This window comes from Streptomyces sp. NPDC050743, from assembly GCF_044456925.1.
Taxonomy (GTDB): Bacteria; Actinomycetota; Actinomycetes; order Streptomycetales; family Streptomycetaceae; genus Streptomyces.
Map to the genome: position 1 here is coordinate 154599 of NZ_JBITGJ010000010.1, position 19192 is coordinate 173790.

A 19192-nucleotide genomic window follows, 5' to 3' on the forward strand; every position below is an offset into this window, starting at 1 on the left:
CGCTGTCGGTGTGCCCCGGTACGCTTCAGGTATGAGTGCTGTTCCTCGTTCCGAAAAGCCGGCCGGCCGGTTCCGGCGCATGCTCGACCGGCTCTCCTCGTCGCAGGAGGACCTGGAGTCCGAGGAGCTGCGTGAGGACGCCGACGCCGCGGGCTGTACCAAGATCGGTGACTGCCACGACCGGCAGATCGTCACCGTAACTGGTACCTTGCGCACGGTCACCTTGCGTCCCCGCGCCGGGGTTCCCGCGCTGGAGGCCGAGCTGTTCGACGGCTCCGCTGCGCTGGACGTGGTGTGGCTCGGCAGGCGTTCCATCGTGGGCATAGAACCGGGGCGCAAGCTGATCGCATCGGGCCGGATCTCGATGAGCCGGGGCCGCCGGGTGCTGTTCAACCCGAAATACGAACTGCGACCCCTTGGACGGGAGTAGCCGGTGACGTCCTTCGACAAGCCGACCGAAGGCACCGACCAGAGTCCGCCCGACGGAACCGGCGATGCCCGTGCGGTGACCGAGGCCGCGCTGTTCGAGGCGTTCGGCGGTGTCCGCGGCATGGTCGAGACGGTCGTGCCGGGCCTGCTGTTCGTCGCGATCTTCACGGTGAACAAGGACCTGCACGTGTCGGCGATCGCCGCGCTGATCGTGTCCCTGGTCCTGGTCGTGGTCCGGCTGGCGATGAAGGACACCGTCAAGCACGCCTTCAGCGGCGTCTTCGGTGTGGCCTTCGGTGTCGTCTTCGCGATGTTCACCGGAAACGCCAAGGACTTCTACCTGCCGGGCATGCTCTACACGCTGGGCCTGGCGCTGGCGTACATCGTCACGACCCTGGCCGGTGTGCCCCTGATCGGCCTGATCCTCGGCCCGGTCTTCAAGGAGAACCTCTCCTGGCGCGCCCGCAACCCCGGCCGCAAGAAGGCGTACGTGAAGGCGAGTTGGGCCTGGGGCCTGATCCTGCTCGCCAAGTGCGCGATCCTCTTCCCGCTCTACTGGTGGTCCGACACCACCAGGCTCGGCTGGGTCCTGGTCGCCCTGAAGATCCCGCCGTTCCTGCTGGCGGTCTGGCTCACCTGGATCTTCCTCGCGAAGGCGCCCGCGCCCATCGACGTCTTCGCCGAGATGGAGGCCGAGGAGAAGGCCGAGCAGGAGCGCAAGGCGGCACTGGCCACCGAGAGCGGCGAGTCGACCGGGGGCCGGCACCGCCGGGAGGCCTGACCGACGGCGGCACCGCGACTTCGGCGCCGCGGCTTCGCAACGGCCCGAGACCCGCAGAGGTCCCGGGCCGTTCGCATGGCGGAGCGCGGCCTGCCGTCGGAGGCGGCGTACCCGAGCCCGCGCACGGGAAGGGCCCGGTGGATCCTGCGATCCCCGGGCCCTCGGCGTGGCAGCGCGCCGGCTAGCCCTGCGTGTCCTCGCGCCGTACCGACAGCAGCTCCTCCAGCTGCTCCTCGCGGGCCTGGGCGGCCACGAAGAGGAGTTCGTCGCCCGGCTCCAGGGAGTCCTCCTTGGACGGGGTCAGGACCCGGGTGCCGCGGATGATCGTGACCAGGGAGGTGTCCTCCGGCCACTGCACGTCGCCCACCTGGGTGCCGGCCAGGGCCGACTCCTCGGGCAGGGTCAGCTCGACGAGGTTGGCGTCGCCGTGGCTGAAGCGGAGCAGCCGGACCAGGTCGCCGACGCTCACCGCCTCCTCGACCAGGGCGGACATCAGACGCGGGGTGGAGACGGCCACGTCCACGCCCCAGGCCTCGTTGAACAGCCACTCGTTCTTCGGGTTGTTGACGCGGGCGACGACGCGCGGGACGCCGTACTCCGTCTTGGCGAGCAGCGAGACGACCAGGTTGACCTTGTCGTCGCCGGTCGCGGCGATGACGACGTTGCAGCGCTGGAGCGCCGCCTCGTCCAGGGACGTGATCTCGCAGGCGTCGGCCAGCAGCCACTCCGCCTGGGGCACCCGCTCCACCGAGATGGCGGTCGGGGCCTTGTCGATCAGCAGGACCTCGTGACCGTTCTCCAGCAGCTCGCCCGCGATCGAGCGGCCGACGGCGCCGGCTCCGGCAATGGCGACCCTCATCAGTGACCGCTCTCCTCTTCCGGGCCCTCGGCGAACGCCGCCTCGACCTTCTCGACGTCGTCCGACCGCATCATCACATGCACGAGGTCGCCCTCCTGCAGCACCGTCTGCGAGGTCGGCAGGATCGCTTCGCCGAGGCGGGTCAGGAACGCCACGCGGACGCCCGTCTCGTCCTGCAGCTTGCTGATCTTGTGCCCGACCCACTTCGGGGAGGCGTGCACCTCGGCGAGCTGCACCCCGCCGGTGGGGTCGCGCCACAGCGGCTCGGCACCGGAGGGCAGCAGCCGGCGCAGCATCTGGTCTGCGGTCCAGCGGACCGTCGCCACGGTGGGGATGCCCAGGCGCTGGTAGACCTCGGCGCGGCGCGGGTCGTAGATACGGGCGGCCACGTTCTCCACCCCGAACATCTCGCGGGCCACGCGTGCGGAGATGATGTTGGAGTTGTCACCGCTGGAGACGGCGGCGAAGGCACCGGCCTCCTCGATGCCCGCTTCGCGCAGGGTGTCCTGGTCGAAGCCCACACCGGTGACACGGCGGCCCCCGAAGCCCGGGCCCAGCCGACGGAAGGCGGTCGGGTCCTGGTCGATCACGGCGACCGTATGGCCCTGTTGCTCCAGGGTCTGGGCGAGAGCGGAACCCACTCTCCCGCAACCCATGATGACGATGTGCACGACCGTCCTTCCGAGGTCAAGAGTCATTGATTTGGCCTTAACAGGTTCTCAGACCGAGGCCCAAAGCTACACACGGGCGGCGGGGGGTCGGCACCCCCCTGCGCGGGTTGCCGTGATCACGGTCCGCGATCACGCGCGTTAGCAGCGTCAGCGATCGGTGTCGGCGACCACCGGGGCCGGGCGCCGGCGCGTGATGCTGCGCACGCTGCACAGGGTCAGGATTCCGAGGCCGAGGAGGGCGAGCGTCGCCCCGATGAGCTCCGCGATGGCGGGCATGGGTCCTCCGAGGTGCGATGACAAGCGGGGTTTGCCATCTAGGCACGGGGAGCGCGCGGACCGCGGAATCCGCAGTTCCATGCGCCCCTGATTTCACTCGTGAGGCAGATCCCGGGCACCGGGTGGGCGGTTGCCAGTTCGAAGGCCTACGATCCTCTCTCGTGTCCAAACTGACCGACGTGCCCAAACGGATTCTGATCGGGCGCGCACTGCGCAGTGACCGGCTGGGTGAAACGCTCCTGCCGAAGCGCATCGCACTGCCCGTCTTCGCCTCCGACCCGCTGTCCTCCGTCGCCTATGCGCCGGGGGAGGTCCTGCTGGTCCTGTCCATCGCGGGCGTGTCGGCGTACCACTTCAGCCCGTGGATCGCCGTCGCGGTCGTGGTGCTGATGTTCACGGTCGTCGCCTCCTATCGGCAGAACGTCCACGCCTACCCGAGCGGCGGCGGTGACTACGAGGTCGCCACCACCAACCTCGGCCCCAAGGCGGGCCTGACCGTGGCCAGCGCCCTGCTGGTGGACTACGTCCTCACCGTCGCCGTCTCCATCGCTTCCGGCATCGAGAACCTCGGCTCCGCGATCCCGTTCGTGGTCGAGCACAAGGTGCTGTGCGCCACCGCCGTGATCGTGTTGCTGACGCTCATGAACCTGCGCGGTGTGAAGGAGTCGGGCAAGCTCTTCGCGATCCCGACGTACGTGTTCGTCGGCGGCGTCTTCATCATGATCGTGTGGGGCGCCGTACGCGGCCTGGTCCTCGGCGACACCATGCGCGCGCCGACCGCGGAGTTCCACATCAAGGCCGAGCACCAGGGCCTCGCGGGCTTCGCGCTCGTCTTCCTCCTGCTGCGGGCCTTCTCCTCCGGCTGTGCCGCGCTCACGGGTGTGGAGGCCATCTCCAACGGCGTCCCGGCCTTCCGCAAGCCCAAGTCGAAGAACGCGGCGACCACGCTCGCGATGATGGGCCTGCTGGCCGTCACCATGTTCTGCGGCATCATCGCCCTCGCGATGTCGACCAAGGTGCGCATGGCCGAGAACCCGGCCACCGACCTGATCCACAACGGGCACCCGCTCGGCTCCGGCTATGTCCAGAACCCGGTGATCTCGCAGGTCGCCGAGGCCGTCTTCGGCAAGGGCAGTTTCTTGTTCGTCGTCCTCGCGGCGGCGACGGCCCTGGTCCTGTTCCTCGCGGCGAACACGGCCTACAACGGCTTCCCGCTGCTCGGCTCGATCCTGGCCCAGGACCGCTACCTCCCGCGCCAGCTGCACACCCGCGGCGACCGCCTCGCCTTCTCCAACGGCATCGTGCTGCTCGCGGGCGCCGCGGCTCTGCTGACCGTCATCTACGGCGCGGACTCCACACGGCTGATCCAGCTGTACATCGTCGGCGTGTTCGTGTCCTTCACGCTCAGCCAGACCGGCATGGTCCGGCACTGGAACCGCCACCTCGCGGTCGAGCAGGACCAGGCCAAGCGCCGCCACATGATGCGCTCCCGCGCGATCAACGCCTTCGGCGCCTTCTTCACCGGCCTGGTGCTCGTCGTCGTCCTGGTCACGAAGTTCACGCACGGCGCCTGGGTGGCGCTCATGGGCATGTGCATCTTCTACGTGACGATGACCGCGATCCGTAAGCACTACGACCGCGTCGCCGAGGAGATCGCGGCCCCCGAGGGCCCGGCCGACGACATGGTCCGCCCGTCCCGGGTGCACTCGGTGGTGCTGATCTCGAAGATCCACCGCCCCACCCTGCGCGCCCTGGCCTACGCCAAGCTGATGCGCTCGGACACCCTGGAGGCGCTGACGGTCAACGTCGACCCGGCCGAGACCAAGGCGCTGCGCGAGGAGTGGGAGCGGCGCGGCATCGACGTACCGCTGAAGGTCCTGGACTCGCCCTACCGCGAGATCACCCGCCCGGTGATCGAGTACGTCAAGAGCCTGCGCAAGGAGTCGCCGCGCGACGCGGTCTCCGTGATCATCCCCGAGTACGTGGTCGGCCACTGGTACGAGCATCTGCTGCACAACCAGAGCGCCCTGCGCCTGAAGGGCCGCCTGCTGTTCACGCCCGGCGTGATGGTCACCTCCGTGCCCTACCAGCTGGCGTCCTCCGAGGTGGCGAAGGTGCGGGCCCGTAAGCGGCAGGAGTGGAACGCCCCGGGTGCGGTGCGACGGGGCCCGGCGGCGGAGCGGCCGAAGGAGGCGTCGACGGCCAAGGACTGAGCCCGGACCGATCCGGGACGGAGCCGGGGCCCCGGCCTGTGGTGAACGGCCGGACGACAGCCACGTAGACTGGTGGGCTGTTGTCCGGCCGTTTCCCGTTCCCGATCTGGAGTCACCCCGCCATGCAGGCAGAAGAGAAGAAGTCGCTGGTCGGGGAGGAGTACGAGGTCGAGATCGGCCCCGTCGCCCACGGCGGCCACTGCATCGCCCGCACGGCCGAGGGCCAGGTGCTGTTCGTCCGGCACGCGCTGCCCGGCGAGCGGGTGGTGGTGCGGGTGACCGAGGGCGAGGAGGGCGCCCGCTTCCTCCGCGCGGACGCCGTACGGATCCTGGAGCCCTCCAAGGACCGCATCGAGGCGCCCTGCCCCTTCGCCGGGCCGGGCCGCTGCGGCGGCTGCGACTGGCAGCACGCCAAGCCGGGCGCCCAGCGCCGCCTCAAGGGCGAGGTGATCGCCGAGCAGCTCAAGCGGCTCGCGGGCCTCACGCCCGAGGAGGCCGGCTGGGACGGCACGGTGATGCCGGCCGAGGGCGACAAGCTGCCGGCCGGCCAGGTCCCGCAGTGGCGCACGCGCGTCCAGTACGCCGTCGACGCCGAGGGCCACGCAGGGCTGCGCCGCCACCGCTCGCACGAGATCGAGCGCATCGACCACTGCATGATCGCGGCGGAGGGGGTCAGCGAGCTGGGCATCGAGCGGCGGGACTGGACCGGCATGGAGTCGGTCGAGGCCATCGCGGCGACGGGCTCGCAGGACCGCCAGGTGATCCTCACGCCGCGCCCGGGCGCCCGTCTGCCCCTGGTCGAACTGGACAAGCCGGTGTCGGTCCTGAGGGTCGACGAGAAGTCCGGTGGCGTCCACCGCGTCCACGGCCGCCCCTTCGTCCGCGAGCGCGCGGACGGCCGTACGCACCGGGTCGCGGGCGGCGGCTTCTGGCAGGTCCACCCGAAGGCGGCGGACACCCTGGTGACGGCGGTCATGCAGGGACTGCTCCCCCGCAAGGGCGAGATGGCCCTGGACCTCTACTGCGGAGTGGGGTTGTTCGCGGGCGCGCTCGCCGACCGGCTCGGCGAGAAGGGCGCGGTCCTCGGCATCGAGTCCGGCAAGCGTGCGGTGGAGGACGCGCGGCACAACCTCGCCGACTTCCCGCGCGTGCGCATCGAGCAGGGCAAGGTCGAGTCGGTCCTGCCGCGCACGGGCATCACCGAGGTCGACCTGATCGTCCTCGACCCGCCCCGCGCCGGCGCCGGCCGCACCACGGTCGCCCACCTCTGCTCCCTCGACGCCCGCCGCATCGCCTACGTCGCCTGCGATCCCGCCGCGCTGGCCCGGGACCTGGCGTACTTCCGCGAGGGCGGGTACCGGGTGCGGACGCTTCGGGCGTTCGATCTGTTTCCGATGACGCATCACGTGGAGTGCGTGGCGATTTTGGAGCCCGTGCAGAAGGGGACTTCAGGGGCGTGATCCACCGGGCGAGCCGTTCCGCTTCCTCGGTGGTGGCTGTTTCCCGCTGAGGTTGCGAGCGCCGGACGAAGCCGCCTGCCGCGGCACCCGTCAGTAGGCGTGCCGGTCAGGCTTCGTCTCCCAGGCTTCGTATGCCCTCGCGCCCAGCTCCGGGTGGATCTGCTCGATGTGGATCCGGCGCCGGTCCAGCGGCTTCTGGAAGTCCTCGTACTGGAAGGCGTCGTCGAAGCCGATCTTCCGGGTGGCTTCCAGGTCGCAGCTGAAGTAGACGTTGTCGATGCGCGACCAGTAGATGGCGCTCATGCACATGGGGCACGGTGCGCCACTGATGTAGATCGAACAGCCCTGCAGCATCCGGGCCCGCTCCGGCACCGGGTCGGGGGAGCCTTCGGGGCGCTGCACGTATTCCAGGGTGCCCTCGTTGTGGTGCTCCTCCGAGATGGTGGGCGCCTGCGGGTTGAGGAGCTGGGACGCCTTGCGGATGGCCTCCACCTCGGCATGTGCGGTCGGGTCGCCGGTCAGGAGGACACGGTTCTGGCCACGGGCGATGATCTCGCCGTCCCGGGTGAGCACGGCGCCGAACGGGCCGCCCCAGCCGTTCTCCACCGACTCCGTGGCCAGTTGTACCGCTTCCGTCAGGAACTCCTTGTGACCCATGACGCCTCCGCTCCGCATCAGCTTAGGCATTCGATCGATGTCAACTCATTCCAAGAACGTGATTAAACTTTCCCCCATTTGTCCCATAAGTCCCTTTGCGATTAGGCTACTCCGTATGAGCGCCAGCGCAAACCGCGGCCGTGGTGGAGCCGGAGCAACCGTGGTGACCTCGCAGAAGGTCGTCCCCGGTCGCGAGGAGGACTACAAGCGCTGGCAGGAGCAGGTGAACCGGGCCGTACGGGTCTTCGACGGCTTCGAGGGAACGGAGCTGTACCCGCCCGACTCCGCCGACGACAACCAGTGGGTCGTGGTGTTCCGCTTCTCGGACGTCGACCGGTTGAGAGCCTGGCTCGGGTCGGCTTCGCGCCGGCAACTCCTCGACGACGGACGCGACTTGTTCGAGGAGGAGCCCTCCCAGGAGGTTCTGCACGGAGGGCAGCCGGCTCAGGAGGCCGTGACGGCCGTCGTCTCCCACACGGTGCGGCCAGGTCGCGAGCAGGACTTCGAGCGCTGGCAGGACAAGGTGCTGAAGGCCCAGCAGAAGTACCCGGGTTTCATGGGATCCGAACTCTTCGCGCCGGTCGAGGGCATTCAGGACCGCTGGGTCGTCGTGTTCCGGTTCGACACCCGCGAACACCTCGACCAGTGGCTGCAGTCGGATGTCCGCAGGAAGCTGCTGGACGAGGGGCGCGACTGCGTCGCCGACTACGACGTGCGCGAGATCGCGTCGGCCTTCAGCGGATGGTTCCGCTTCGGCGAAGGGGAGCAGGCGGGTGTCCCGCCCAACTGGAAGCAGGCCATGTCCGTTCTTCTCGCGCTGTACCCCACCGTCATGGTGCTCAACCTCACCGTAGGGCGCGCCCTCACGCATGCCGACGTTCCGGGCTACCTCGGCCTCTTCATCTCGAACGTACTGAGTGTCGCGATTCTGACCTGGCTCCTGATGCCGCTGGTCGTCAACCGCGCCCTGGCCTTCTGGCTGGCACCCGACCGGCCGCGTTCGCGGCGCACCGACCTGGCGGGTGCGGCCGTCGTGGCGGTGTGTTACGCGGCGCTCCTCCTGGTTTTCGGTCTCACTGTCTGATGGCGTCCCCCGGCCGTCAACCGCCAGACCCCCGCCGTCAACCGCCAAAGTGGATCAGTGGCTTGATGATGCCGTCGGCCCCGGCTTCCATCATCCGGAACGCCCGCTCGACCTCGTCGAAGCCGAACGCGTGCGTCGTCATCGGAGTGGGTCCACCCTGCCGTGCCGCATCAGCCGGAAGATCCGCCTCAGGCGCTCCCTGCCCCCTCGGTTCAGCCCCGCGTGGACATGCTTGTCGGACATGCCGTACCCGAAGGGCTCCAGCGGGATCCTCAGCGGTTCCGGCACTTCGCCGTGGTAGCCGACGTTGGAGATGTGGCCGCCCGGCTTGGTGACGCGGAACGTCGCTTCCCAGGTACCCGGAGTGCCCAGCGCCTCGATGGCCGCATCCACACCCTGCCCGTCCGTCAGTTCAAGGATCCGCTCGACGGGATCGCAGCGCGTGTGATCGACGATCACGTCGGCGCCGAAGTGACGGGCCAGTTCCTGCCGTTCGGGCCGCGATTCGACGGCGATGACGAACCCGGCGCCGCGCAGCCGGCACCCGATGGTGGCCGAAAGGCCCACCGCTCCCTGAGCGAAGACGGCGACGGTCTGCCCGAAGTCGAGTTCGGCGTGTTCCGCGGCGACGAATCCGGTCGACAGCATGTCCGTCGCGTACAGGGCCTGGTGGTCGGACAGGGCCTCGGGAATGGGAGCGAGATTCGCCTGTGCGTTGTTCACGAGGAAGTACTCCGCCAGGCTGCCGTCCCTCCGCACGGTGAACCTGGCTCCGCCCATCATTTCGCCCCCGCACTGCGAGGACAGACCGCGCTGACAGAATTCGCACTGAAAGCAGGGCGTGACTCCACCCACCGCCACGCGTTCGCCTTCGGCGAGTCCTTCCACCGCGGAGCCGAGCGCATGGACCGTTCCCACGGCCTCGTGTCCCAGGGTGACATCGGGGGCGACCGGGATCGCTCCCCTCACCGTATGGACGTCGGAACTGCAGATCATCGCGGTGGTCGTACGCACCACGGCGTCATTCGGTCCCGGTTCCGGAACGCGTTTGTCGAGGACGGCGACCTCGCCGACGTTCCTCATGACGAAGGATTTCATGGTGTCCGTGGCAATCCCTGCCCGCCACCGGTCGTTTCGCTGCGGGCTGCGAGGTAGGCTGGAAAGGCCCAAACCGCCCTGGCTCATCACTGAATAGCGTAAACAACGTCTTTTCAGCGTCATGTACAACGGCGGTCTCCGCAACTTCTCCGCCCCGAGGGCGTGCAGCGGACCGCGGGTGCCGGGGCAAGGAGCGCAGGATGAGCCGCCACACGCAGATTCGCGGTCTCGAGGGGCTGTCCGTAGGGCGGAACGACGCCGGTTACGAAGACATCCGCAGGGCCGTCGTGTGGAACGCGCTGACACCGGCGCGGTTCCCGGACGTCATCGTTCGCGCGTCCTCGGCCGGTGATGTCGTGGAAGCGGTGCGGCTGGCCCGGTCCCGGCGCCTCCAGGTCGCCATACGGTCGGGGGGACACAACTGGTGCGGGTCGCCCCTGCGCGACGGGGGCATGCTCATCGACCTGTCCGGGCTCCGCGGCTGCGCCGTCGACCCCGCCACCGCGACGGCGACGGTACAGCCCGGCGTCACGGGCGGGCAGCTCACCGCGGAACTCGGCCGCCACGGACTCGCCTTCCCCACGGGCCATTGCGGGTCCGTCGCCGTCGGCGGATACCTCCTCAGCGGAGGGCTCGGCTGGAATTCCGGCGCCCGCGGGCCGGCGTGCGCCAGTGTCGAGCGGTTGGAAGCCGTGACCGCGGACGGGGAGCCGGTCACCTGCAGCGAGAGCGAGCACAGGGATCTGTTCTGGGCGGCCCGGGGAGCGGGTCCCGGCTTCTTCGCCGCGGTCACCGCCTTCCGCCTGAGGCTGTATCCCCACCCCGGCGCGATCACGAGCACGAGGTGGACCTTCCCCCTCGCGAACGTCACCGAGGCGACGCACTGGGCCACCGAGCTGGCCGCAGGGCTGTCCCCGAACGTCGAGTTGAGCTTCTCCCTCGGCACGGTCGACCCCGGTCCGAAGCCGGGTCCCAAAGGGGTGACCGTCACCGGTACCGCCTTCGCCGCGTCGCGACAGGAGGCCGACGACTTTCTGCTGCCGCTGCGCCACTGTCCCCTGGGCCAGAGCTCCCTCTCCCGCCAACTGGACGAGCCGACGACGTTCAAGGCCCTGTACGACTCCTCCGGCGCCCTGTGGCCTCCGCAACTGCGCTATGCGGCGGACACCCTGTGGTCGGACGCCGGCTTCCCCACGCTTCTCGGCGAGCTCGCGGATGTCGTCGACTCGGCCCCTTCGCACAGATCGCTGGTCCTCGCACCGTTCTCGCCGGCAGGCCGGCCGTCGCCGGACATGGCCTTCTCGGTGCTCGGGGAGAGCTATGTCGTTCCCTACGCCGTCTGGGACGACCCCCGCCAGGACGCCGCCAACAGCGGCTGGCTGCGGGAGGCGATGCACAGGGTGGAACCCTTCGGGACGGGGCACTACATCGCCGAGGCGGACCTCACCGCGGCACCGTCCCGTGCCCGCCGCTCCTTCATCGCGGACGACTGGCAGCGCCTGCGGAGCCTGAGGACGCGGTACGACCCGGACGGCGTCTTCTGCTCCTACCTGTCACCGGACGAGGCCGCGCCGTAGCGCCACTTGTCCCGCCCGGACCCGTGGCGGTGCACGCGCCGGCACGCGCCGGTCTTCGCCGCGCGCTTGAGGGTCGGCACCTCTAGCGCGTGGGTTGCGCCGCGGACAGGCTCTGGTCGGCGGCCCAGGAGGCGAGGATGCGGAGCCGTTCGTGGGTGGGGGAGCCGGGCTCGGCGGTCCAGACGGTCAGGTGCTGGTCGGGGTCGGTGTTGGCGGTGAGTGTGTCCCAGTCCAGGACGAGTTCGCCCACGACCGGATGGTTGAGGGTCTTCGTGCCGACGGTGCGGGCCGCGACGCGGTGGTCGCCCCACCACTGGGCGAACTGCTTGTCGTGCAGGGAGAGTTCACCGACCAGCTCGATCAGGCGAGGATCGTCCGGGTACTTCGCCGCCTCCATCCGCAGCTGGGCCACGGAGATCTGCGCGGAGGACTCCCAGTCGGCGTACAGGGTGCGCATCGCCGGGTCGGTGAACTGGATCCGCGGGTAGTTGCGGTGCTTCTCCGGGATGCGGGAGAAATCGGTGACCAGGGCGGCGGCCAGGGCGTTCCAGGCCAGGATGTCGCCGCGCCGGCCCTGCACGATGGCCGGGGTGGCGGTGAGGTCGTCCAGGACGCGCTGGAGCTGCGGCTGCACCTTCTGCCGGCCGCGGCGCCGGGCGCGGGCGGTGGGCTTGCCGGCGAGCTGGAAGAGGTAGCCGCGCTCGTCGTCGTCCAGGTGGAGGACGCGGGCGAGGACGTCCAGCACCGGCGTGGACGCCTGCATGCGGCCCTGCGACCTGAGCGACTTCCACCGGACGGAGAAGACCGCCGATCTGCCCCGCCGCCTGTCCACCGCCGGCGCGCCGGACGCGGCCGCGGCCAGGGCCGGTGACCTGGCCTACTACGCCCCCTGGGGCAACCTGGCCCTCTACTACCGCGACGGCGGCTCCAGCGACGCCGGCCTGGTCGTCCTCGGTCGCGTGGCCGACGGCGGAGCCGAGCGCCTCGCCACCGCCGAGAAGATCACCATCGAAGCCGCCCCCTGACCGGACCCCCCGCCGACGCACGCGGACGTCGCCCGCTCCGACGGCCTGCCCATCCCGTTCTCCGTCCCCGAGGAAAGGGCTCACCCATGCCGTTCCACATCCGGGACCACCCCCGGCAAGCTGCCCTTCGTCGTCTGGGTGCTCGCCGCCGGCACGTTCCTGATGGGAACCACCGAGTTCGTCATCGCCGGCCTGCTGCCGGAGCTCTCCACCGACCTCGACGTCGGCCTCTCCCACGCCGGCCTGCTGATCACCGCCTTCGCCGTCGGCATGATCGTGGGCGCGCCGGCCATGGCCGCGGCCACCCTGCGCCTGCCCCGGCGCCGGACCCTGATCCTGGCCCTGACCGCCTTCTGCCTCGGCCATGCGGTGGCGGCCCTGAGCGGCTCCTTCGCCGTCGTCCTCGCCGCCCGGGTCGTCACCGCCCTGGCCACCGGGGCGTTCTGGTCCGTCGGCGCCGTCGTCGCGACCACAGCCGCCGGACCGCGGAACTCCGCCCGCGCCATGGGCCTCATGATCGGCGGCCTGACCCTCGCCAACGTCATCGGCGTGCCGGTCGGCTCCTTCGCCGGCCGGCTCACCGGCTGGCGCGGCCCCTTCTGGGCCCTGGCCGTCCTGTCCGGGCTCGCCGCGCTGTTCATCGGCCGCTTCATCCCGGCCCAGGAGCAGCGCGCCGAGGTGTCCCTCGGGGCCGAGGTCCGCGCGCTGCGGCAAGGCCGGCTGTGGCTGGCACTGAGCGCGGCCATGTTCATCATGGGCGGTGTCCTGGCGACCTACAGCTACATCACGCCGCTGCTGACCGAACGCGCAGGTGTTCCCGAAGGCGCCGTACCGGTCGTCCTGATCGCCTTCGGTCTGGGCGCGCTGGGCGGCACCACCACCAGGGGCCGCCTGGGCGACCGCCGCCCGATGGCCACCACGCTCACCGCCGCCGCGGCCACCGCCCTGGTGCCGCTCCTGCTGATCCCGCTGTCCGCCAACCCCCTGACGGCCACGGTCCTGGCCTTCCTCATGGGCCTGACCGGGTTCACGGTGAACCCGGTCGTCACCGCGCTCGCCATGCGGTTCGCGGGGGACGCCCCGACGCTCACCTCGGCGCTGAGCACCTCCGCCTTCAACACGGGCATCGCCGCCGGATCCGCCATCGCCGGTACGGCGCTGGAGTCCTCCCTCGGACTGACCGGACCGCCCCTGGTCGGCGCCGGCATCGCCGTACTCACGCTGCTGCCGCTGACCGCCCTCGCCGTCCTCGGCACCTCCACCCCGACACGGATCGTGGCCCAGCGCACCTCCGCCCTCGAGCAGACCGGCGAACCCGCCCGGTCACCGGCACACCGCTGACCGCACCGGGCACCCACCCGGGGTCCAGCGGTCCCGCGGAGGAGGAGGCTCCCGTGACGACTCAGTCGCCCGTCGGCGGGGTCATGCTCCCGCCGAACGCCTCCAGGATCCGTTCCGCCGCCAGGGTCGCCGTCAACCGGCCTTCCCTGACCTGCCGTTCGAGGTCCGGTGCGGCCTCGCGTACCGCCGGGTCGGAGTGGAGGCGGCCGAGCAGTTCGTCGCGGACCATCGCCCAGGTCCAGCCGACCTGCTGGTCGCGTCGCTTGGCGGTCAGCCGGCCGGTGGAGTCGAGCAGGGTGCGGTGCTGTTCCAGGCGCTCCCAGACCGTGTCCAGGCCCGTCGACTCCCGGGCGCTGCAACTCAGCACCGGCGGGGTCCAGAACGCCTCCTTGCCGTGCATCAGGCGCAGCGCGCCCGCCAGTTCGCGGGCGGCGGCCTTCGCGTCGCGCTCGTGCGGGCCGTCCGCCTTGTTGACGGCGATCACGTCGGCCAGCTCCAGGACGCCCTTCTTGATGCCCTGCAGCTGGTCGCCGGTGCGGGCCAGGGTCAGCAGCAGGAAGGAGTCGACCATCTCCGCGACCGTCGTCTCCGACTGGCCGACGCCGACGGTCTCGACGAGGACCACGTCGTAGCCCGCCGCCTCCATCACCACCATCGACTCCCGGGTGGCCTTCGCGACCCCGCCCAGCGTGCCCGCGCTGGGGGAGGGCCGGACGAAGGCCGCGGGGTCGACCGCCAGGCGTTCCATGCGCGTCTTGTCGCCCAGGATCGAGCCGCCGGTACGGGTCGAGGAGGGGTCCACGGCGAGGACCGCGACCCGGTGGCCCAGCGAGGTCAGCATCGTGCCGAACGCGTCGATGAAAGTCGACTTGCCGACACCCGGCACCCCGCTCACGCCGATCCGCCGCGCCCGGCCGCTGTGCGGGAGCAGCTGGGTCAGCAGCTCCTGCGCCAGCGACCGGTGCGCGGGGCGTGTGGATTCCACGAGCGTGATCGCGCGGGCCACGATCGCTCGCTTCCCGTCCAGCACGCCCTTCACATACGTGTCGAGATCGATCGCCGCCACCCCGAGAGCCTCCGCTACAGCTCGTGGCCGAGGTCGGCCGACAACCGCTTGACCAGGTCGTACGCCGCGTCCGGGATCACCGTCCCAGGCAGGAACACCTCCGCCGCGCCCATCTCGCGCAGCGTCGGCACGTCCTGCGGCGGGATCACCCCGCCGACCACGATCATGATGTCCTCGCGGCCCTCCTCGGCGAGCTTCTCGCGCAGCGCCGGGACGAGGGTGAGGTGACCGGCGGCCAGCGAGGACACGCCGACCACGTGCACGTCCGCCTCGACCGCCTGGCGGGCGACCTCCTCCGGCGTCTGGAACAGCGGGCCGACGTCGACGTCGAAGCCGAGGTCGGCGAAGGCGGTGGCGATCACCTTCTGGCCGCGGTCGTGGCCGTCCTGGCCCATCTTGGCGACCAGGATGCGCGGGCGGCGCCCCTCGGCCTCCTCGAAGGCGTCCACCAGGGCGCGGGTGCGGTCCACGTTCGGGGACTGGCCTGCTTCGTTGCGGTACACGCCGGAGATCGTACGGATCTGGCTCGCGTGCCGGCCGTACACCTTCTCCAGGGCGTCGGAGATCTCACCGACCGTCGCCTTGGCGCGGGCCGCGCGCACGGCCAGCTCCAGCAGGTTCTCCTTGCCGTCGGCGGCCCGGGTGAGCGCGTCCAGGGCGTCCTGGCAGGCCTGCTCGTCCCGCTCCGCGCGCAGCCGCCGCAGCTTCTCGATCTGCTGGGCGCGTACGGCGGAGTTGTCGACCTTGAGGACCTCGATCTGCTCGTCGTTCTCCACGCGGTACTTGTTCACGCCGATCACGGGCTGGCGGCCGGAGTCGATGCGGGCCTGGGTGCGGGCCGCGGCCTCCTCCACGCGCAGCTTCGGGATGCCGGCGTCGATGGCCTGCGCCATGCCGCCCGCCTGCTCGACCTCCTGGATGTGCGCCCAGGCCTTGCGCGCGAGGTCGTACGTCAGCTTCTCCACGTACGCGCTGCCGCCCCACGGGTCGATGACCCGGGTGGTGCCCGACTCCTGCTGGATGAGCAGCTGGGTGTTGCGGGCGATGCGCGCCGAGAAGTCGGTCGGCAGGGCCAGCGCCTCGTCGAGGGCGTTGGTGTGCAGCGACTGGGTGTGGCCCTGGGTCGCGGCCATCGCCTCCACGGCCGTACGCGTGACGTTGTTGAACACGTCCTGCGCGGTCAGCGACCAGCCCGAGGTCTGCGAATGGGTGCGCAGGGACAGGGACTTGGTGTTCTTCGGGTCGAACTGGGAGACCAGCTTCGCCCACAGGAGCCGGGCCGCCCGCATCTTGGCGATCTCCATGAAGAAGTTCATGCCGATCGCCCAGAAGAAGGACAGGCGCGGTGCGAACGCGTCCACGTCCAGGCCCGCTTCACGCCCGGCCCGGATGTACTCGACGCCGTCGGCGAGCGTGTACGCCAGCTCCAGGTCGGCCGTCGCGCCCGCCTCCTGGATGTGGTAGCCGGAGATGGAGATCGAGTTGTAGCGGGGCATCTTCTGCGAGGTGAACGCGAAGATGTCGGAGATGATCCGCATCGACGGCTTCGGCGGATAGATGTAGGTGTTGCGGACCATGAACTCCTTCAGAATGTCGTTCTGAATGGTCCCGGCCAGCTTCTCGGGCGGTACGCCCTGTTCCTCCGCCGCCACGATGTACAGCGCCAGCACCGGCAGCACGGCGCCGTTCATCGTCATCGACACCGTCATCTTGTCCAGCGGGATGCCGTCGAACAGCTGCCGCATGTCGTAGATGGAGTCGATGGCCACGCCCGCCATGCCGACGTCACCGGTCACGCGCGGGTGGTCGCTGTCGTAGCCCCGGTGCGTGGGCAGGTCGAAGGCGACCGACAGGCCCTTCTGGCCGGCCGCCAGGTTGCGCCGGTAGAACGCGTTGGACTCCTCGGCGGTGGAGAAGCCCGCGTACTGGCGGATCGTCCAGGGCTGGTTGACGTACATCGTCGGGTAGGGGCCGCGCAGGTACGGCGCGATGCCCGGATAGGTGCCCAGGAAGTCCAGGCCCTCCAGGTCACGGCCGGTGTACAGCGGCTTGACCCCGATGCCCTCCGGGGTCTCCCACAACGGCTCTTCGCTGCCGGTGGCCCGCTGGACGGCCGCACGCCACTGATCGGCACTGCCGTCGGCGACCGGTGTCCCCAGCTCGATGCCGGAGAAGTCGGGGATTCCCATCAGGACACTCCCATGCGGTCGAGGGTGGCGGACAGCACGTCGATGGCGTCGCAGCCCGCGAAGACGTAACCGTCGATGCCGGCGTACTCGCCCCGGCCCGCGAGGAACACGTGCCGGGCGCCGGCCGCCTTGAGCGACGCGGCGGTCTGCTCGGCCTGTTCGGCGTACAGGGCGTCGCTGGAGCACAGCACGGCCTCGGTGGCGCCGCTGTCCTCGAAGGCGCCCTCGGTGACCGGTTCGATGCCGCCGGCCTGGAAGAGGTTGGCGGCGAAGGTGGCGCGCGCGGTGTAAGCGGCGGCCGAGCCGAGGGTGGCCAGGAAGATCCGGGGGCGGGCGCCGGTCGCCGCGAGGTGGGCGTCGGAGCGGGCCCGCAACTCCTCGTACGCCTCGTCGCGGCGTACCCGCGGCAGACCGCCGGACGGCGGCTCGGGCGCGGGCTCGCGCTCCACCGGCTTCTCGGCCAGCAGCGGGAACTCGCTGATCCCGGTGATGGGTTCGCGCCGCTTGGCGAGCTTCTTGGAGCGCTCCGCCCAGGTCGTCGCGAGGTCGGTGCGCAGCCGGCCGGAGCGCAGCACGGCCACCTGGCCGCCGTCGCGCTCGATCGTCCGGAAGAACTCCCAGGCGGCCTCGGCGAGTTCGCCGGTCAGCCGCTCGACGTACCAGGAGCCGCCCGCCGGGTCGATGACCCGGGCCAGGTGGGACTCCTCGATGAGGATCGTGGAGGTGTTGCGGGCGATGCGGCGCGCGAACGCGTCGGGCAGGCCGAGCGCGTGGTCGAACGGCAGGACGGTCACGGAGTCGGCGCCGCCGACCCCGGCGGCGAGCGTCGCGACCGTCGTGCGGAGCATGTTCACCCACGGGTCGCGGCGGGCCATCATCACCGGCGAGGTCACCACGTGCTGCACCTGCGCGCCCGGGGCCCCGCAGACCTCGGCGACCCGGGCCCACAGCCGGCGCGCGGCGCGCAGCTTGGCGATGGTGAGGAACTGGTCGGCCGTGGCCGCGTAGCGGAACTCCAGCTGCGCGGCGGCCTGTTCGACGCTCAGCCCCGCCTCGGTGAGCTCCCGCAGGTACGCCACCCCGGTGGCGAGCGAGGCGCCCAGCTCCTGCGCGGCCGAGCCGCCCGCCTCGTGGTACGGCAGCGCGTCCACGGTCAGCGCGCGCAGCCCGGGGTACTGCTCGGCGCAGCGCGCGGCCAGGGCGGCGTACGGCGCGAAGTCCAGCGGAGTGCCGGTGCGGGCCTCGTACCCGAGCGGGTCGCCGCCCAGATTGCCGCGTACGGCCTCGGCGGCCACGCCCTTGTCCGCGTACAGCCGCAGCAGCGCCTCGGCGGCCTGCCCGGTGTCCCGGCCCGCGTCCAGCACGACCGGCGCCAGGTCGAGGTACACGCCCTCCAGGGCCCGGCCCAGCCCGTCGACCGGGATGCCGCCCTCGCCCAGCACGAGCCACAGCGAGGTGCCGCCGTTCTCCAGGTCGGCCAGGACGGCGTTCTCCGCGAGGGCGGTGTGCCGCTGCCGTACGTCCCAGCCGCCCGCGGTGTTGCCCTCGGGGCGGCTGCCGCGCACGTACGGCGCGAAGCCCGGCAGACCGGGGTCGGGCGCGGTGTCGCGCGCGGTGTACAGGGGCCGGGTGCGCAGCCCGTCCTCCAGCGTCGTGGACAGAGCGTCCTCAGCTGCCGCGCCCGAGACTTCCTTGCCCGACTTGCGCAGCACGCCCTCGACCAGGCGTTGCCACTGCTCGTGTGTCGCGTCAGGGAACTCGGCGGCCAGTGAGAGCCCGTCGTCAGGCAGGACCGTCATGGCTCGGATGCTAGGGCAGCATGCTCAAGTGAGTGCAGAGCGGGGGCTGTGAGGTTTCCCTCCTTGCGCTTGTGACCTGCGCCGCTCAGCCGTCGGAGGGCTCCTCGTCCGGGTCCGGCAGATCGGGTACGAGCGCGCACATCGCCGCGCGTTGGTCGGGCCCCATGGAGTCGGCGAGGGCCTGGCGGACGGTGCCGGCGAGCAGGGCGGAGGTCTCGTTCAGCAGGTCGCGGGCCTTGTCGGTGAGGGCGACCTGGACGCCGCGCTTGTCCCCGCACACGGAGGTGCGGGTGACCAGGCCGGCCCGCTGGAGGCAGGCGATCTGGTAGGTGAGCCGGGTCTTGGGGCGGCCGAGGAGGTCGGCGACCTGGGTCATGCGCAGTCCGGTGCGGGGCTGTTCCGCCAGCAGGCACAGGATCAGGAACTCGTCGTGGGAGACGTCGAGGGTCTCCTTCACGACCGACCGCAGCCGCTGCTCCACCGCGCCCGTGGCGGCCAGCAGGATCATCCAGGCGCGCAGCTCGGCGGGCAGCAGGCTGCCTGCCGAGGCGGGACATTCGAGCTGGTGGGCGGGGTGGGCGTCGGAGGCGGACATGGGTCGAGTCTACCTGTTGTCCAATTTTGGACCAGAAGGTTGCCCAGTTTTGGATGAGCGGGTTGTTCAAAT

Annotated in this window: 18 protein-coding genes; 8 read left to right on the plus strand and 10 right to left on the minus strand. The window is 70.7% G+C overall.

The window, feature by feature from the left end; translation table 11 throughout:
* The first annotated feature begins 31 nt into the window (after window positions 1-31).
* Window positions 32-430 carry an OB-fold nucleic acid binding domain-containing protein gene (locus tag ACIBJF_RS13955; protein WP_351806002.1) on the plus strand — a complete coding sequence of 133 codons (399 nt, stop codon included), beginning with the start codon at window positions 32-34 and terminating at the stop codon, window positions 428-430.
* Between the two features lie 3 nt (window positions 431-433).
* A complete protein-coding gene (locus ACIBJF_RS13960; protein ID WP_399173940.1) occupies window positions 434-1210 on the plus strand; it encodes a DUF3159 domain-containing protein in 777 nt (258 codons plus the stop codon).
* A gap of 181 nt (window positions 1211-1391) precedes the next feature.
* On the opposite strand, the gene ACIBJF_RS13965 is transcribed toward ACIBJF_RS13960, so the two are convergent.
* The 3 genes from ACIBJF_RS13965 to ACIBJF_RS13975 form a co-directional block, all read right to left on the minus strand.
* Window positions 1392-2069: a TrkA family potassium uptake protein gene (locus ACIBJF_RS13965; RefSeq protein WP_351806006.1), complete on the minus strand. Its 678-nt coding sequence runs from the start codon at window positions 2067-2069 to the stop codon at window positions 1392-1394.
* Window positions 2069-2740, minus strand: coding sequence for a TrkA family potassium uptake protein (locus ACIBJF_RS13970; protein WP_351806271.1), 672 nt, complete (start codon window positions 2738-2740; stop codon window positions 2069-2071). Before ACIBJF_RS13970 ends, ACIBJF_RS13965 begins: the two co-directional genes overlap by 1 nt.
* Before the next feature lie 147 nt (window positions 2741-2887).
* Complete coding sequence (locus ACIBJF_RS13975; protein WP_399173942.1) at window positions 2888-3016, minus strand: hypothetical protein; 129 nt, start codon at window positions 3014-3016, stop codon at window positions 2888-2890.
* 161 nt (window positions 3017-3177) lie between these two features.
* Here ACIBJF_RS13975 and ACIBJF_RS13980 point away from each other — a divergent pair, with 161 nt between their 5' ends.
* Both ACIBJF_RS13980 and ACIBJF_RS13985 read left to right on the plus strand, forming a co-directional pair.
* A complete protein-coding gene (locus ACIBJF_RS13980; RefSeq protein WP_399173943.1) occupies window positions 3178-5229 on the plus strand; it encodes an APC family permease in 2052 nt (683 codons plus the stop codon).
* A 122-nt stretch (window positions 5230-5351) separates the two neighbouring features.
* Window positions 5352-6689 carry a class I SAM-dependent RNA methyltransferase gene (locus ACIBJF_RS13985; RefSeq protein ID WP_399173944.1) on the plus strand — a complete coding sequence of 446 codons (1338 nt, stop codon included), beginning with the start codon at window positions 5352-5354 and terminating at the stop codon, window positions 6687-6689.
* 90 nt (window positions 6690-6779) lie between these two features.
* Here the strand turns inward: ACIBJF_RS13985 and ACIBJF_RS13990 are convergent, their stop codons facing one another.
* Window positions 6780-7346, minus strand: a complete 567-nt coding sequence (locus ACIBJF_RS13990) for a nucleoside deaminase (protein WP_399173945.1) — start codon at window positions 7344-7346, stop codon at window positions 6780-6782.
* A gap of 115 nt (window positions 7347-7461) precedes the next feature.
* On the opposite strand from ACIBJF_RS13990, the gene ACIBJF_RS13995 reads away from it, so the two are divergent.
* Window positions 7462-8430, plus strand: coding sequence for an antibiotic biosynthesis monooxygenase (locus ACIBJF_RS13995; RefSeq protein ID WP_399173946.1), 969 nt, complete (start codon window positions 7462-7464; stop codon window positions 8428-8430).
* A gap of 138 nt (window positions 8431-8568) precedes the next feature.
* Here ACIBJF_RS13995 and ACIBJF_RS14000 read toward each other — a convergent pair whose 3' ends face one another.
* Window positions 8569-9651 (minus strand): zinc-binding dehydrogenase, encoded by a 1083-nt coding sequence (locus ACIBJF_RS14000; protein ID WP_399173969.1) that lies wholly within the window; start codon window positions 9649-9651, stop codon window positions 8569-8571.
* Between the two features lie 77 nt (window positions 9652-9728).
* On the opposite strand from ACIBJF_RS14000, the gene ACIBJF_RS14005 reads away from it, so the two are divergent.
* Window positions 9729-11105, plus strand: a complete 1377-nt coding sequence (locus ACIBJF_RS14005; RefSeq protein WP_399173947.1) for an FAD-binding oxidoreductase — start codon at window positions 9729-9731, stop codon at window positions 11103-11105.
* Between the two features lie 82 nt (window positions 11106-11187).
* Here the strand turns inward: ACIBJF_RS14005 and ACIBJF_RS14010 are convergent, their stop codons facing one another.
* Entirely contained in the window at window positions 11188-11967 is a 780-nt protein-coding gene (locus ACIBJF_RS14010) for a transcriptional regulator (protein WP_399173970.1), read from the minus strand.
* Between ACIBJF_RS14010 and ACIBJF_RS14015 the strand changes: the two genes are divergently transcribed.
* A complete protein-coding gene (locus ACIBJF_RS14015; RefSeq protein ID WP_399173948.1) occupies window positions 11867-12130 on the plus strand; it encodes a cyclophilin-like fold protein in 264 nt (87 codons plus the stop codon). The two genes, ACIBJF_RS14010 and ACIBJF_RS14015, sit on opposite strands and share 101 nt — an antisense overlap.
* 138 nt (window positions 12131-12268) lie before the next feature.
* Window positions 12269-13471: an MFS transporter gene (locus ACIBJF_RS14020; RefSeq protein ID WP_399173949.1), complete on the plus strand. Its 1203-nt coding sequence runs from the start codon at window positions 12269-12271 to the stop codon at window positions 13469-13471.
* A 61-nt stretch (window positions 13472-13532) separates the two neighbouring features.
* On the opposite strand, the gene meaB is transcribed toward ACIBJF_RS14020, so the two are convergent.
* The 4 genes from meaB to ACIBJF_RS14040 form a co-directional block, all read right to left on the minus strand.
* Window positions 13533-14537 (minus strand): methylmalonyl Co-A mutase-associated GTPase MeaB, encoded by a 1005-nt coding sequence (gene meaB / locus ACIBJF_RS14025; RefSeq protein WP_399173950.1) that lies wholly within the window; start codon window positions 14535-14537, stop codon window positions 13533-13535.
* A gap of 14 nt (window positions 14538-14551) precedes the next feature.
* Entirely contained in the window at window positions 14552-16726 is a 2175-nt protein-coding gene (gene scpA / locus ACIBJF_RS14030; RefSeq protein ID WP_399173951.1) for a methylmalonyl-CoA mutase, read from the minus strand.
* Window positions 16726-18525: a methylmalonyl-CoA mutase family protein gene (locus ACIBJF_RS14035; protein WP_399173952.1), complete on the minus strand. Its 1800-nt coding sequence runs from the start codon at window positions 18523-18525 to the stop codon at window positions 16726-16728. Before ACIBJF_RS14035 ends, scpA begins: the two co-directional genes overlap by 1 nt.
* 85 nt (window positions 18526-18610) lie before the next feature.
* Window positions 18611-19120: a MarR family winged helix-turn-helix transcriptional regulator gene (locus ACIBJF_RS14040; protein ID WP_399173953.1), complete on the minus strand. Its 510-nt coding sequence runs from the start codon at window positions 19118-19120 to the stop codon at window positions 18611-18613.
* Between the last annotated feature and the right edge of the window lie 72 nt (window positions 19121-19192).